This is a genomic window from Stenotrophomonas sp. Steno-C15, from assembly GCF_056393265.1.
This window is the reverse complement of record NZ_JBWJPF010000028.1, coordinates 14,507-27,079: the sequence shown is the minus strand read 5'-3', so window position 1 is coordinate 27,079 and position 12,573 is coordinate 14,507. Positions and strand designations below refer to the sequence as shown.

Below are 12,573 nucleotides of genomic sequence, written 5' to 3'. Positions count from 1 at the left end.
GACCAAGGTCCGCACCCACCGGATGCAGCCGGGCCTCAATGCCCGCCGTCGAGCGCCTTCAGCTCGCTGACCAGCGACGCCGCCGCCTCAGCGCCGTCCCCGTACAGCATGCGCGTGTTGTCGGCGTAGAACAGCGCATTCTCGATCCCGGCAAAGCCGGTCCCGCGACCGCGCTTGATCACCACCACGTTGCGAGCGTTGATCACGTCCAGCACCGGCATGCCGTAGATCGGACTGGCCGGATCGGTACGTGCGACCGGATTGACCACGTCGTTGGCGCCGATCACCAGCACCACATCGGTGCTGGTGAACTCGGGATTGATGTCGTCCATGTCGGCGATCAGGTCGTACGGCACACCGGCCTCGGCCAGCAGCACGTTCATGTGCCCGGGCATGCGCCCGGCGACCGGATGGATGGCGAACTTCACCTTGACCCCGCGCTGCCCCAACCGCTGTGCCAGTTCCCAGATCTTGTGCTGGGCCTGGGCCACGGCCATGCCGTAACCGGGCACGATCACCACGCGCTCGGCGAAAGCCATCATTGCCGCCACATCGGCCGCCTCGATCGGCTTCTGCGCGCCGGTGATCGCCTGTGCCTCTCCGCCTGCCCCCCCCCCGAAATTGGAGAACAGCACGTTGCGGATCGGCCGGTTCATCGCCTTGGCCATCAGGCGGGTCAGCAGGATGCCCGCCGCGCCGACCATCATGCCGGCGATGATCAAGGCCTCGTTGCCCAGCACGTAGCCCTCGAAGGACACCGCCAGACCGGTGAATGCGTTGTACAGCGAGATCACCACCGGCATGTCGGCGCCACCGATCGGCAGCGTCATCAGCACGCCCAGCGCCAGTGCCAGCACGAAGAAGGCGATGATCGCCCAGGTGCTGAGCGTGCTGGCCGCGACGATGGCCAGCATCACCGCCGCCAGCGCCACCACCAGGTTCAACGCCTGCTGCCCTGGCCAGGTGACCCGCTTGTCGAGGCGGCCATCCAGTTTGGCCCAGGCGATCACGGAGCCGGACAGCGACACCGCGCCGATCGCGGCGCCGACCACCGCCAGCAGCAGCACGGTGGTGGAAGGCTGGCGTGCGGCAAGGTCGGCCAGCGCCTGTTCGCTCCAGTGCGTGGTATCGCGATGGGCCAGGAAGGCGTAGCGCAGCAGTTCGACCGCACCGATCGCCGCCGCCGAACCACCGCCCATGCCGTTGTACAGCGCCACCATCTGCGGCATGTCGGTGACCGCGACCTTGCCGGCCGACCACCAGGCCAGGCCGGCACCCAGCAGCAGCGCGACCAGGATAAGCGGCACGTTGTGCAGCTCGGGCAGGAAGAAGGTGGCCGCAGTGGCCAGCAGCATGCCCAGCCCGGCCCAGCGGATGCCGCTGCGCGCGGTCAGCGGCGAGGCCATCCGCTGCAGGCCGAGCAGGAACAGCGTGGCGGCCACCAGGTAGCTGGCCTTGACCAGCCAATCGAGCAGTTCGACGGTGCTGATGTTCAAGCCTGCGGCTCCTTCGGTTCGTCCTTGCCTGCCCGCGGCGCGCTCGGCCTGAACATCTCCAGCATGCGCGCGGTGACCACGTAGCCGCCGGCGGCGTTACCGGCACCGAGCACCACGGCGATGAAGCCCAAGGCCTTTTCCAGCGGCGTCTGTGCGTGGCCGAGCACCACCATCGCGCCGATCAGCACGATGCCGTGGATGAAATTGGAACCCGACATCAGCGGGGTGTGCAGGATCACCGGCACCCGCGAAATGATCACGTGGCCGGCGATGGCGGCCAGCATGAAGATGTACAGCGCCACGAACCCGTCACTCATCGGCAACGCTCCCGCTCTGTCTTCGTCGGCCCATCATAACCATGGGCTGAACCCGGCGCGCATCCTCGTCAACCGGGGCCGCGCTCACGCGTTGTCGATGGTGACCCCGAGCAAGGAACCGTACCCTGTGCTGGTGAGCAGCCCCGTCCCCCCGACCGCCGACACCGATGCCCCGCCGGCGTCGCTGGAAGCGTTCCTGGCGAGCATCGGCCCGCGCGCGTTCCGCTTCGCCGAGGCCGGCCTGCGCCAGCGCGAGGATGCCCTGGACGCCGTGCAGGATGCCCTGCTGCGCATGCTGGACTATGCCGACAAGCCCGCCAGCGAATGGGCGCCCCTGTTCTGGAGCATCCTGCGCCGGCGGGTGATCGACCTGCAGCGCCGACGCCGCTTCCGCCTGCCGTTCTGGCGCGACAACCAAGATGCCGACGGCGCCGACATCGACTGGGCCGACCCCGGCCCTACCCCGGCGCAGGCGCACGAGCAGCACCAGCAGTACCAGCAGCTGGTACAGGCACTGCGTACGCTGCCCGCCCGCCAGCGCGAAGCGTTCACCCTGCGCGTGCTGCAGGATCTGGACGGCGCCACCACCGCCCGCGCCATGGGCTGCAGCGAAGGCGCGGTAAAGACCCATCTCGCACGCGCCCGGCAGGCGCTGCAGGATTATCTGGAGACCCCCCCGTGAACCGCTCCCTGCCCTCCGATGACGCCTTGCGGCGCCTGCATGCGCATTCTCTGCAGGCGCTGTCGCCGGCAACGCTGTCGCGCCTGCGCCAGGCCCGCCAGGGCGCCCATGCAGCCCATCGTGGGCGCTGGCGCTGGTGGCTGGCCAGCGCCTGCTCGCTGGTGGTGGCGCTGGGGATCGGCGTGCAGTTCACCGGTCCGGACGTGCCGGCGCGGCCAGCGCCGGTACCGACCGTTGCCGCAGTGGAAGACAACAGCGCGCTGTACGACGAGAATCCCGATCTGTACCTGTGGCTGGGCGACACCGACCTGGCGATGGAGTGAATCATGCTGCGACATCTCTCCCTGCCCCTGCTGATCGCCCTGGCGCTGCTGCCTGCAGCACCGGCGCTGGCGCAGACCCATGCGCCCGCGCCGCCCGCTCCCGGTGCGCCATTGCCCGCCTGGGATCAGCTCAGCCCCGCCCAGCGCGAGGCGCTGCTGGCCCCGCTGCGCGATCGCTGGAACGGCGCCGATGCCGGTCAGCGCCAGCGCATGCTGGCCCATGGCCAGCGCTGGCAGTCCATGAGCCCGGAAGAGCGCGACAAGGCCCGCCGTGGCCTGCGCCGGTTCGAGCACATGAGCCCGGAACAGCGTGAACAGGCACGCGCACTGTTCGGGCAGATGCGCCAGCTGCCCCCTGCCCAGCGCGACGCCCTGCGCGATCGCTGGTCCCGGATGACGCCGGAGGAGCGTCGCGACTGGGTGCGGGACAACCCGCCACCGGCAAAGCCGCGGTAAGCCTTCGGGATACAGGGGTCAGATCCCTTGGGCAGAGGCAAAGGGATCTGACCCCATGCCATTCACGCCTGCCAGCGCGTCTTTGCCAACAGTTCGTCTTCCCAGTCGAAGCTCAGCTGCCCTTCGCGTACGAACAGGGCAACGAAGTTGAGCAGGTTGCGCGCATACATCTCGCTGGCCTGGGTCGCACCCCGGCTGGCCAGGCCCAGCGGTCCATCGATGGTCACGCCCTGGTGTTCGATGCACTGCCCCGGCTGGGTCAGCGCACAGTTGCCGCCGCTCTCGGCCGCCAGATCGACGATCACACTGCCCGCCGCCATGCCTTCCACCATCGCCGCAGTGACGATGGTCGGTGCCGGACGGCCCGGCACGGCTGCGGTACAGATCACTACATCGACGCTGCGCAGATGGTCGGCCAGCCGCCGCTGCTGCTCGGCCCGTTCTTCCTCGGTCAGCGCCCGCGCGTAGCCGCCCTCGCCGGCCGCGCTGACGCCCAGGTCGAGGAAGCGTGCGCCCAGCGACTGGATCTGCTCGCGCGTTTCCGGCCGCACATCGAATCCTTCCACCTGGGCGCCGAGGCGGCGCGCAGTAGCGATCGCCTGCAATCCTGCAACGCCGGCGCCGATCACCAGCACCTTGGCCGGACGCACGGTACCGGCCGCGGTGGTCAGCATCGGGAAGAAGCGCGGTGCACGCTCGGCTGCGATGAGCGCAGCCTTGTAGCCCGCCATGCCGGCCTGCGAACTGAGCACATCCATCGCCTGCGCACGGGTGGTGCGCGGCAACAGCTGCAGCGGGAACAGCAGCAGGCGGTCCTCGCTGGCCAGCGCCGCCAGTGTCGGATCGCTGGCCGGCGTCAGCAGGCCGACCACGGCTGCGCCCGGCTTGAGCCGGGCCAGCACCTGCGCCGGCGGCGCCTGCACGCACAGAAGGATGTCGATCTCGCCCCAGCGACCGTCATCGAATGCACGTGCGCCCGCGTCCTGATAGGCGGCATCGGGAAAACCGGCGGCCTCGCCCGCACCGGTTTCGTACCAGACGGTGACGCCCAGTGCGGCGAGCTTGCGCGCGGTCTCCGGCGTCAACGCTACGCGCCGTTCGCCCGGCGCGGTCTCCTTGATCCCCAGCAACGCCACGGCCATGCAGGTCCCCGCTGATCGGTGAGTTTTCCCGATCCTAGCAGGCGGCTCCCGCTCAGTGCAGGGTGGCGTTGCCCGGGTCGAGGCGGTCGATCACGCCCTGCATGGCGCTGTCGAAGGCGCCATCGTCGACATGCGCACGCAGGCGGCCCAGCCGCACCATCACCGCCAGTTCCTCCGGCGAAGCCACGCAGAAGCGCACGCCACGCCGGTTGACGAACAGCAGCCGGGAAGAAATCGGGCTCACCCAGGACAGCTTGCCGGCCTGCACCTTGCCGTCCTTGTCGACGAAGTCCAGCCAACTGCCGATCTCCATCCGGCGGAAGCGATCGGCATCGGCATTGTCGAAATCGTCGGTATCCACCTGGCTGCCCAGTTCGACCGTCGGCGAGTCCGCAACCGGCGGCATGGGCAGGACAACCTGCGGCAGCTCCGGCAGCGCACGTTCCAGCTCCGGCCGTGACTCGGCGATGCCCTGCAGGGTGTCATGCAGTGCATCGATGGCCGAGGTTGCCGCATCGCCGTGTACGCCGACACTGGCGAACACCTTGGCCAGCACCGGCTGCCAGGCTTGCAGCCAGGGCTTGCCGATGATCTGCCGGCGCGCTTCGGCCACTTCCTCCAGCAGGCCATCGCCCAGGGCCAGGGCTTCGGCGACCGATGCACCGTCTTCGCCCTCGCGCAGCAGCGCCAGGGTCAGGTGGTGCTGCCACGGCTGGCGCAGGAACTCGGCGATGGCCGGTGGCAGGGTGGCATCGCCTATGCGGCGATCCAGCTCGGTGGCCGCGCGCGTGCGGGCCATTTCCAGCTTTTCCTGGCCGCGCTGCGTTTCCGCTGCGCGCCGCTCGGCAATCTCGACGCGGCGACGGTGCTGCACCAGGAAGTCGCGGAACTCCTCTTCCAGGGTGAGGAAGATGGCCAGGTTCTCGTTGAACTCGGCGACCAGGCGCTCGATGATCTCCTCCACCTTGGCCATCAGCATGCGCTCGGCCTGGCTCTCGCCGGTGTTGCCTTCGCAGGCCTCGGCCAACGAATTGAGCAGCTTGCGCGCCGGATGGGTCTTCTGCACGAACATGCGGCGGTCGAGCATGGCGACCTTGACGAAGGGCACCACCAGGCGGCCGATCAGTTCGCGCGAGCGACCCTCCAGTTCGCGTTCATCCAGCATGACGTCGAACAGCATGCCGACCAGGTCGATCGCGTCCTCGTCCTGCGGATCCAGGCGGGTCTGGCCCGGGTCGACGCCCAGCCGGGTGGCGCTGGACAACACCTCGCTCTTCAGGCGCTGCGCGAGCGACTCACCATCCTCACCGATCGCCGCACGCAGCGTGGCACTGGGGGTCGCCTGCAGCAGCGACAGCACCGACATCATCTCGCGCTGGCTCAACGGGCGCTGCTGGCCCACGGCCACCTGCGCGGCCGATGTTGCGTCCTCACGCACGTGGCGCGTCTGCTGCAGCAGTTCCTGCAGCGCTTCCAGCAACATCCCCTGCTGGCCATAGGCCTCGCTGCCGGCGGCGCCGGGACCGTCCCCACCGGCCTGCTGAAGGTGGCCTCGGCGCTCGGACCAGCGCGCGGCGAAGCGCTGCGCCCACGCCGGTGCGGCCTGCTCGTCATCGCTGAAATCGCTGTCGAACCCCGGCACCGGGCGCTGTTCGAACAGATCGTCCAGCCCCTGCGGTGAACGCGGGCCCGATGCCGCCGGGGTGCGGCGCACCGCGCCCATCTGCGACATCACGCCGGCCGCCGCGAGCTGCTCGTCCAGCTTGTCGTAGATCCGGCCGACCGGCGCGCGCAGGTCGCGCTCGCACAGCTTGATCAGCACCAGGTGGACTTCCGGCGCCAGTTCGCAGCCGGCGAAGGCCTCGTGGATGGCCACGCCCAGGTGTTCCGGGCTGATCGGGTTCAGGTCGGCATCCAGCGGCACATCGCCGGCCAGCCAGCCCAGGCGGCGGTCCAGCCGCGCCAGAACCGGCTTGAAATCACGCAGCAGCACCGTGGCGAAGTTGCGCACCGCCAGCCGCGATTCGAGCACGTGCTCGGCCAGCAGGCTCAGGCCATCCTCGGCCGGGCCGGACAGGGTCGCATCCGCCGACAGTGGCTCTCCGGCAACCAGAGCCGCCCAGGCGCGTTGCAGATGGCCGGCAAAGGCCGCCGCTATCTCCTCGCGCCGCCGGCGCAGCTCGCGCATCGCATCAAGGAACAGCAGCTGCGAGGCGCCGGCATTGCCGGCACGGTCGAACAGGGCGTCGTCGAAGCGCGCCAGTGCCGCCCCGAAGGCCTGGCACAGCGCGGGCAGGACGGCGTCACGGGCAAGCTGGAACTGGGCCGGGTCACGACCCGACGTTCCCAACGGTGTGGGCGCGCTCATCATTCGGGAAGGCTCCCCACCTTCTCTGGTGCGACAGACAACATGGACATCGCGACGACCGGCACACCCCATGTACCGATACGTCGATGGTAGGCCGGCCCGCCCCTCACGGACAGTGAAACAGTCCTCACTTCAAACCTCGTGACCCACGGCCCGGCAAGAGGGATATCGTAAGCCGTGCAAGGCCCGCGAAGCGAGAGGAAGCCGGCGTCCGATTGCCGCCAGTGGCATGATGTTCATCACAGTTTGATAGTGAGGGGACAGACGCCGCAGCCACGGCGTCATCGACCACCGCGACTATAATCAAATGCCCGTGATGACCGGTTCAGACGCCATGCCCGACCCCGCCGCCCTGCTTGCCCTCGATGCCCGCCGCTCGGTGCCCTCGCGGCAGCTGGGCGAGCCCGGGCCGGACCCGCAGACCCTGCTGCGCATGCTCTCCTCGGCGGTGCGGGTGCCCGACCACGGCAAGCGGGTGCCGTTCCGGTTCCTGAAGATTGCCGGCGATGCGCGTCACACTCTGGGCGCGTTCCTGGCCGAGCGCAGCCGCCAGCGCGATCCCACTGCCGGCGAGGCCGTGTTCGAGAAGGATCGCCAGCGTTTCAGCCATGCGCCGCTGGTGATCGTGGTGGTGGCCAGCCCCCGCCCCGACCCGAAGGTGCCCGAGCAGGAGCAGCTGATGACCGCTGGATGCGTCTGCTTCGCCCTGCTGCAGGCCGCACAGGCGCTGGGCTTCGGCGCCCAGTGGCTGACGGCGTGGATGGCGTTCGACCCGGCCGTACACGCCCATCTGGGGCTGGCCGACGGCGAGCGCATCGCCGGTTTCATCCATATCGGCACCGCCCGCGCCGACGTGCCCGAGCGCGAGCGTCCGGATCCAGCCGCCCTGCTGCGCGACTGGACGCCACCGGCATGACCTTGCCGGCACCGGCGCCGGCGCTGTACCTGGTCGACGCCAGCATCTACGTGTTCCGTGCCTGGCACTCGCTGCCCGACCAGTTCCAGGATGCGCAGGGCTGGCCGACCAATGCCGTGCACGGCTTCGCGCGCTTCCTGCTGGACCTGCTCGAACGCGAGCGTCCGCAGCACATCGCCATCGCCTTTGACGAGGCGCTGGACAGCGGCTTCCGCCATCGCCTGTATCCGGCGTACAAGGCCAACCGCGATCCGGCTCCGGAGGCGCTGAAGCGCCAGTTCGTGCATTGCAAGGCACTGTGCGCGGCGCTCGGTCTGGCCGTGCTTGCCCATCACGACTACGAGGCCGACGACCTGATCGGCAGCGCCCTGCATGTGCACCGCGGCAGCCACCGCGGTGTCATCATTTCCGCCGACAAGGACCTGTCGCAGCTGCTGCTGGACCACGACGAGCAGTGGGACTATGCGCGCAACCAGCGCTGGAGCGTGGCCGGGGTGAAAGCGCGGCATGGCGTGCATGCGCACCAGATCGCCGACTACCTGGCACTGTGCGGCGATGCGGTGGACAACATCCCCGGCATCAGCGGCGTCGGCAGCAAGTCCGCGGCGGTCCTGCTGGCCCACTTCGGCAGCCTGGATGTGCTGTACGAGCGCCTGGACGAAGTGCCCTTCCTGCGCCTGCGCGGCGCAGCGCAGATGGCAGTGCGCCTGCGCGAGCAGCGCGAGCATGCCCTGCTCTGGCGACAGCTGACCACCATCGCGCTGGACGCGCCGCTGGAAGGCTGCCAGCCCGGCCTGCTGCGGCAGACGGCCGACCCGGAGCTGCTCGGCGGCCTGTGCCAGACCCTGCGCTTCGGCCCGATGACCCGCCGCCGGCTGTTCAACGCCGCCGGCATGGCCGACCCGCTTCCCACTCCCTCCTTTTCCAATTCCGGCGAGCCCGCATGAGCCAGCGCAATACCGAAGCCCCGCGTGTCGTCTATGAAGGCAAGTACCAGCGCATGCTGGTACGCGGCACCTGGGAATACAGCGAACGCACCCACGCCGGTGGCCTGGCGGCGATCATCATCGCCGTCACCCCCGAGGACAAGGTGCTGTTCGTCGAGCAGTTCCGCGTGCCCCTGCAGGCATCGACCATCGAGATGCCGGCCGGGCTGGTCGGTGACATCCATGCCGGCGAGTCGATCGAAGTCTCGGCGGTACGCGAACTGGAAGAAGAGACCGGCTGGACCGCCGAGCACGCCGAAGTGCTGATGATCGGCCCGACCTCCTCAGGCGCCAGCAGCGAGAAGATCGCCTTCGTGCGCGCCACCGGCCTGCGCCGGATCGGCGAAGGCGGCGGCGATGACAGCGAGGACATCACGGTGCACGAGGTCCCGCTCAAGCAGGCTGCCGCGTGGCTGGTGCAGAAGATGGGCGAAGGCTACGAGCTCGATGCCAAGCTCTGGGCCGGGCTGTGGATGATCGAACATCACCTGGACGGGCGCCCGCGTGGCTGACGCCGACCTGCACACCTTGCCGGCATTGCTGGGCGCTGACGACCCGGCGATCTACACCATCCACCGGCCGCAGGGCGCTTCGCCGTACCTGCTGCTGGCCGATCACGCCGGGCAGCAGGTACCGCGCGCACTGGCCGGCCTCGGCCTGCCGCAGCGCGAACTTGACCGCCATATCGGCTGGGACATCGGCATCGCCGGCACCACGCGTGCATTGGCCGAACGGCTGGATGCCTGGGCCATCGAGCAGACCTATTCGCGCCTGCTGATCGACTGCAACCGTCCGCTGGCATCGCCGACCCTGATTCCGGAAGCAAGCGATCACACCGTGGTACCGGGCAACGCCGGCCTGTCGGCCGCACAACGGCAGCAGCGCATCGACGCGATCCACGCGCCCTATCACGCCCGCATCGAAGCGGAACTGGATGCGCGCCGCGAAGCCGGCCGCCCGACCCTGCTGGTGATGATGCACAGCTTCACTCCCTCCATGAACGGCACGCTGCGGCCATGGCATGCCGGCGTGCTCTACCACCAGGACACGCGCTTTGCCCACGCCCTGCTGCAGGCACTGCGCGAGGAAGGCGATCTGGTGGTCGGTGACAACGAACCGTATTCGGTAAGCAGTACCAGCGACTACGCGGTACCGGTGCACGGCGAAGGGCGCGGCCTGGTGCACGTGGAACTGGAGATCCGTCAGGACCTGATCGCCGACGCGGCCGGGCAGCAGGCGTGGGCCGAGCGGCTGGCGCGGATCTTCAGCGCGTTGCAGCCACGGCTGCTGGCATCGGTGTAACGCCATCCGGGCCCGGTAGCGCCGGGCCATGCCCGGCGGCACTGGAGGATTCACCGTCGCGTTGCGCCTCGCCGGGGATGGCCCGGCGCTACCGGGTCATCCTGCAGGCCGATCATGCGTCGTTGGCCAGGCAGGCGGGGACCGCCGGGGCGACCGGCGCCGGGCGCAGGGCCAGCGCGATGACCACGCCGAGCAGTGCAAACACTGCGGCGCCGTACTCCGCACGCACCAGCCCGGTCAGCGCATCCGGAGAGCCGGCAGCTGCCACGTCGGCGTTGGCCACCATCACCAGTACCGCCAGGCCCAGCGCACCGCCGATCTGCTGCGCGGTGGCCGCCATGCCCGACGCCACGCCCTGCTGCGCCGCCGGCACGCCCTGACCCGCCACGATCCACATCGCGGTCCAGGTCATTCCCTGGCCGATGCTCAACACCACCACGCCCGGCAGCAATGGCCAGAAATTCGAGGCATGCGGCAGTGCCGCCGCCACCCAGGCGATGCCGACGGCACCGGCCAGGTTGCCGATCACAAGCACTCTGCGCGCGCTCCAGCGCTGCAGCGTCCACTCGGCAAGCTGGATGCCCACGGTGCACACCGCCGTGGCCGGCAGGAATGCCAGGCCGGCCTGCAGCGGACTCCAGCCGTAGCCGTCCTGGAAGTACAGCGCCATGAAGTAGTACTGCACACCGTAGCTGCTCATGAACGCGAAGGTCAGGCCGAGGGCGGCACGAAGGCCCGGCAGGCGCAGCAGCGCGAACTGCATCAGTGGATCGCGGCTGCGCAGCTCGATCTGCACGAACGCGAACAGGATCAGTATCGACAGCACCAGGCAGCCCAGCGTGACGGGCGCCGCCCACCCCCATTCGGGGCCCTGTACCAGCGTGGTCACCAGCAGGCTGCCACCCAGGGTCACGGTGATGCAGCCGGCCAGATCGAACGAACGGCCCTGCGGGCGCGAAGCATCGGGCGGCAGCCACGCACCGGCGGCAAGCGCGCACGCGGTGGCCAGCGGCACGATCACCGCCAGCACCGCCGGCCAGCCGAAGGCCTGGGTGAGTACGCCACCGAGCAGCGTACCCAAGGCAAGACCCACTGCACTGGCCATGCTCCAGATCGCCAGCGCGCGGTTGCGGGCCGGGCCTTCTTCATACAGCGTGTTGATCAGGGCCAGCGTTGCCGGGAACAGCAGCGCGGCACCGATGCCCTGCGCTGCGCGCGCGATGATCAACAGGCCCGCATTCGGCGCCAGCGCGCCGAGCAGCGATGCCACCGCGAACAACAGCATGCCCAGGCGGTAGAAGCGGCGGCGGCCGATCAGGTCGGCGGCACGCCCGCCCAGCAGCAGGCTGCCGCCGAAGGCCACGGTGTAGGCACTGACCACCCATTGCAGCTGCTGCGCGTTGATCTGCAGCGCGCGGCCCATGTCATGCAGCGCGACAAAGATGATGGTGGCATCCAGGGCGATGATCAGCTGGGCGGTGGCCAGCAGGGTCAGTGCCCAGCGCGGGTATTTGAGGGGAGGCATCGGTGGTCTGGACTGAAGGGGGGAGCGCAGTCTCATTGATGCAGCGAAATCAATAAACCCCTCACCCGCCATATCTGTCATGATTTTCTGCATGAGTGGATCATCGATGGACCTCAACGCGGTGCGCATGCTGGTGCACGTGGCCGAAGCACGCAGCTTCACCGTCGCTGCCGGCCAGCTCGGCCTGAGCCAATCCGGGCTGTCGCGCGCGATCAGCCGACTCGAGGTGGACCTGGGCGTGAAGCTGCTGCAGCGGAACACGCGCAACGTGGCATTGACCCCGGATGGGCGCCAGTTTGTGGAACAGGTCGCGCCACTGCTGTGCGGACTGGAGGACGCGGAACGGCAGCTTGCCGATCGCCCCTGCACGCCGTCGGGCACGCTGAAGATCAGTGCGCCGTCGATGTTCGGCCGCAAGGTGCTGGTGCCCCTGCTGGCGCCGCTGCTGGAGCGCCATTCACAACTGCAGGTCGAAGCCGTGCTAAGCGATCGCCTGGTCGACCTGGTCGATGAGGGGTTCGACGCCGCGCTGCGTACCGGCACCATCGCCGACCAGCGCATCGTCGCCCGGCCCCTGCGACCGCTGCGCTGGGTGACCGTCGCCAGCCCGGACTACCTTGCCCGGCGCGGTGCACCGGGTGATGTGGCCGCACTGGCGGGGCATGCCTGCCTGGCCGTGCGCAACCTGCGCAGTGGCCGCCTGGTGGACTGGCAGTTCCTTCAGGACGGCCAGCTGCGCGAGTTCACGCCACCGACGCGGATGGTGTTCGACAGCGGCGACCCGTTGGTGGAAGCCGCCATCGCCGGCATCGGCATCGTGCAGGTAATGGACTTCGCCGTGGCCGACGCCTTGGCCGACGGCCGTCTGCTGCGCGTGCTGCAACCGTATGAAGGCCGCAGCCGCGAACTCTCTTTGATCTACCCACCTTCGCGCCAGCACTCGCCGAAGCTGCAGGTGCTGGCCGACGCGCTGCTTGCAGGGGACTGGTAGCACCGGGCCATGCCCGGCGAGTCAGACCGCGGCAACAGATCGCGATGCCGCCGGGCGTGGCCCGGCGCT

Annotated in this window: 13 protein-coding genes; 8 read left to right on the top strand and 5 right to left on the bottom strand. The window is 69.2% G+C overall.

Features of this window, described 5'->3' with window-relative positions:
- Nucleotides 1-35: 35 nt before the first annotated feature.
- On the bottom strand, nucleotides 36-1,496 hold the full coding sequence (locus AC06FB_RS16790; RefSeq protein WP_478053913.1) for an NAD(P)(+) transhydrogenase (Re/Si-specific) subunit beta: 1,461 nt from the start codon (nucleotides 1,494-1,496) through the stop codon (nucleotides 36-38).
- The gene (locus AC06FB_RS16785; RefSeq protein WP_053519142.1) at nucleotides 1,493-1,813 is read right to left on the bottom strand and encodes an NAD(P) transhydrogenase subunit alpha part 2; all 321 of its coding nucleotides are present in this window, start codon (nucleotides 1,811-1,813) and stop codon (nucleotides 1,493-1,495) included. Before AC06FB_RS16785 ends, AC06FB_RS16790 begins: the two co-directional genes overlap by 4 nt.
- Before the next feature lie 97 nt (nucleotides 1,814-1,910).
- Between AC06FB_RS16785 and AC06FB_RS16780 the strand changes: the two genes are divergently transcribed.
- The 3 genes from AC06FB_RS16780 to AC06FB_RS16770 are packed head-to-tail and all read left to right on the top strand — an operon-like array spanning nucleotide 1,911 to nucleotide 3,274.
- On the top strand, nucleotides 1,911-2,495 hold the full coding sequence (locus tag AC06FB_RS16780) for an RNA polymerase sigma factor (RefSeq protein WP_478053912.1): 585 nt from the start codon (nucleotides 1,911-1,913) through the stop codon (nucleotides 2,493-2,495).
- A complete protein-coding gene (locus tag AC06FB_RS16775; protein WP_478053911.1) occupies nucleotides 2,492-2,818 on the top strand; it encodes a hypothetical protein in 327 nt (108 codons plus the stop codon). The genes AC06FB_RS16780 and AC06FB_RS16775 overlap by 4 nt, the downstream gene beginning before the upstream one ends.
- Nucleotides 2,819-2,821: 3 nt before the next feature.
- Nucleotides 2,822-3,274: a DUF3106 domain-containing protein gene (locus AC06FB_RS16770; RefSeq protein ID WP_478053910.1), complete on the top strand. Its 453-nt coding sequence runs from the start codon at nucleotides 2,822-2,824 to the stop codon at nucleotides 3,272-3,274.
- Between the two features lie 62 nt (nucleotides 3,275-3,336).
- Here the strand turns inward: AC06FB_RS16770 and AC06FB_RS16765 are convergent, their stop codons facing one another.
- On the bottom strand, nucleotides 3,337-4,416 hold the full coding sequence (locus AC06FB_RS16765; RefSeq protein WP_111186078.1) for an NAD(P) transhydrogenase subunit alpha: 1,080 nt from the start codon (nucleotides 4,414-4,416) through the stop codon (nucleotides 3,337-3,339).
- A gap of 52 nt (nucleotides 4,417-4,468) precedes the next feature.
- The gene (locus AC06FB_RS16760; protein ID WP_478053909.1) at nucleotides 4,469-6,787 is read right to left on the bottom strand and encodes a DUF1631 domain-containing protein; all 2,319 of its coding nucleotides are present in this window, start codon (nucleotides 6,785-6,787) and stop codon (nucleotides 4,469-4,471) included.
- A 331-nt stretch (nucleotides 6,788-7,118) separates the two neighbouring features.
- Between AC06FB_RS16760 and AC06FB_RS16755 the strand changes: the two genes are divergently transcribed.
- The 4 genes from AC06FB_RS16755 to AC06FB_RS16740 are packed head-to-tail and all read left to right on the top strand — an operon-like array spanning nucleotide 7,119 to nucleotide 9,988.
- Nucleotides 7,119-7,700, top strand: coding sequence for a nitroreductase family protein (locus AC06FB_RS16755; RefSeq protein ID WP_065176012.1), 582 nt, complete (start codon nucleotides 7,119-7,121; stop codon nucleotides 7,698-7,700).
- On the top strand, nucleotides 7,697-8,647 hold the full coding sequence (locus AC06FB_RS16750; RefSeq protein WP_065175990.1) for a 5'-3' exonuclease: 951 nt from the start codon (nucleotides 7,697-7,699) through the stop codon (nucleotides 8,645-8,647). Before AC06FB_RS16755 ends, AC06FB_RS16750 begins: the two co-directional genes overlap by 4 nt.
- Nucleotides 8,644-9,198 (top strand): NUDIX hydrolase, encoded by a 555-nt coding sequence (locus AC06FB_RS16745; protein ID WP_053519128.1) that lies wholly within the window; start codon nucleotides 8,644-8,646, stop codon nucleotides 9,196-9,198. Before AC06FB_RS16750 ends, AC06FB_RS16745 begins: the two co-directional genes overlap by 4 nt.
- On the top strand, nucleotides 9,191-9,988 hold the full coding sequence (locus AC06FB_RS16740) for an N-formylglutamate amidohydrolase (protein ID WP_065182853.1): 798 nt from the start codon (nucleotides 9,191-9,193) through the stop codon (nucleotides 9,986-9,988). Before AC06FB_RS16745 ends, AC06FB_RS16740 begins: the two co-directional genes overlap by 8 nt.
- Nucleotides 9,989-10,100: 112 nt before the next feature.
- Here AC06FB_RS16740 and AC06FB_RS16735 read toward each other — a convergent pair whose 3' ends face one another.
- Nucleotides 10,101-11,513 (bottom strand): MFS transporter, encoded by a 1,413-nt coding sequence (locus AC06FB_RS16735; protein ID WP_193396236.1) that lies wholly within the window; start codon nucleotides 11,511-11,513, stop codon nucleotides 10,101-10,103.
- A 106-nt stretch (nucleotides 11,514-11,619) separates the two neighbouring features.
- Between AC06FB_RS16735 and AC06FB_RS16730 the strand changes: the two genes are divergently transcribed.
- Nucleotides 11,620-12,504 carry a LysR family transcriptional regulator gene (locus AC06FB_RS16730; protein WP_346475615.1) on the top strand — a complete coding sequence of 295 codons (885 nt, stop codon included), beginning with the start codon at nucleotides 11,620-11,622 and terminating at the stop codon, nucleotides 12,502-12,504.
- The last annotated feature ends 69 nt before the right edge of the window (nucleotides 12,505-12,573 follow it).

Coding starts and splice junctions, on each gene's coding strand:
- AC06FB_RS16785 (WP_053519142.1), bottom strand. CDS start 1,813: ATGAGTGACGGGTTCGTGGCGCTGTACATCTTCATGCTGGCCGCCATC.
- AC06FB_RS16780 (WP_478053912.1), top strand. CDS start 1,911: ATGGTGACCCCGAGCAAGGAACCGTACCCTGTGCTGGTGAGCAGCCCC.
- AC06FB_RS16770 (WP_478053910.1), top strand. CDS start 2,822: ATGCTGCGACATCTCTCCCTGCCCCTGCTGATCGCCCTGGCGCTGCTG.
- AC06FB_RS16765 (WP_111186078.1), bottom strand. CDS start 4,416: ATGGCCGTGGCGTTGCTGGGGATCAAGGAGACCGCGCCGGGCGAACGG.
- AC06FB_RS16760 (WP_478053909.1), bottom strand. CDS start 6,787: ATGATGAGCGCGCCCACACCGTTGGGAACGTCGGGTCGTGACCCGGCC.
- AC06FB_RS16755 (WP_065176012.1), top strand. CDS start 7,119: ATGCCCGACCCCGCCGCCCTGCTTGCCCTCGATGCCCGCCGCTCGGTG.
- AC06FB_RS16750 (WP_065175990.1), top strand. CDS start 7,697: ATGACCTTGCCGGCACCGGCGCCGGCGCTGTACCTGGTCGACGCCAGC.
- AC06FB_RS16745 (WP_053519128.1), top strand. CDS start 8,644: ATGAGCCAGCGCAATACCGAAGCCCCGCGTGTCGTCTATGAAGGCAAG.
- AC06FB_RS16735 (WP_193396236.1), bottom strand. CDS start 11,513: ATGCCTCCCCTCAAATACCCGCGCTGGGCACTGACCCTGCTGGCCACC.
- AC06FB_RS16730 (WP_346475615.1), top strand. CDS start 11,620: ATGGACCTCAACGCGGTGCGCATGCTGGTGCACGTGGCCGAAGCACGC.